Origin of the sequence: Methanoculleus sp. MH98A (assembly GCF_000691865.1) — an archaeon.
Lineage (GTDB): Archaea > Halobacteriota > Methanomicrobia > Methanomicrobiales > Methanoculleaceae > Methanoculleus.
In genome coordinates this window covers 1-775 of sequence record NZ_JMIO01000305.1, presented here as the reverse complement: position 1 = coordinate 775, position 775 = coordinate 1, and the positions used below count along the sequence as shown (strand labels likewise).

Genomic DNA, 775 nt, shown 5'->3' with positions numbered 1-775 from the left:
TAATTCGATTGTCTCGAAAGTCAAAATCAATCGCATACGGCTCTAAAAACAGATAATGGTTCTATAAAGCCATTATTTCTTCATACTCTCTTTCGTATTAACAATAAGGTTGCACAACTCAGTCCGATAAGTGCAATCAGTGCGCCAAATCCGGGTAACGCAAACACCGGCACTTCACTTTTAGCGTAGATCTCTGTTGTAAACACTTCTGATCCGGTCAAATGCCACTCTGCTTTATTCCCATCCACTACATTCGCATTTGTGTCAATAATTTTGCCGGGCATCTCGAGATAGTAGTGAACACCGGCACTACTTAGCATTGCTTCAGTAAATTCGTTAGAATCCTCAATAGTTTCGTCAGATAAGAGTCTTTTATCATCGTAAATCATATAGCCGCTTTCTTTTTTGATTTGCCATTTTTCGGGATCCGTTGATTGTAATGGTTGCGTACTGGCTATACTGATCGTAACAGTATCACCATCCCAAATTTCATCGTATTTATACGTCCCTGGCTCAGCATTCGATGTCATTGATTCCCTTAACGACGAATAACCCTGTTCTTTTGCGCTCTCCTTAAGGGCATTATACACAAATTGACTCGTCGTGAGGTCAAGTGAATATGAACTCAGCGTAGCATCCGGGTTTACTTTTGTGTGGACCTCAAGAGTGAAGCAGCCGCAGGACAATACCAAAAATACAATTAAAATGCATAATATTGAGCGTTTTGCTCTCATACGGGGGATGTCGACTTAAAGGATATATAGGGCTTTCTTAT

Annotated in this window: 1 protein-coding gene; it reads right to left on the bottom strand. The window is 40.5% G+C overall.

The window, feature by feature from the left end; translation table 11 throughout:
* Positions 1–80 precede the first annotated feature (80 nt).
* Positions 81–734 (bottom strand): PGF-CTERM sorting domain-containing protein, encoded by a 654-nt coding sequence (locus EI28_RS13860; protein WP_082223193.1) that lies wholly within the window; start codon positions 732–734, stop codon positions 81–83.
* Positions 735–775 lie beyond the last annotated feature (41 nt).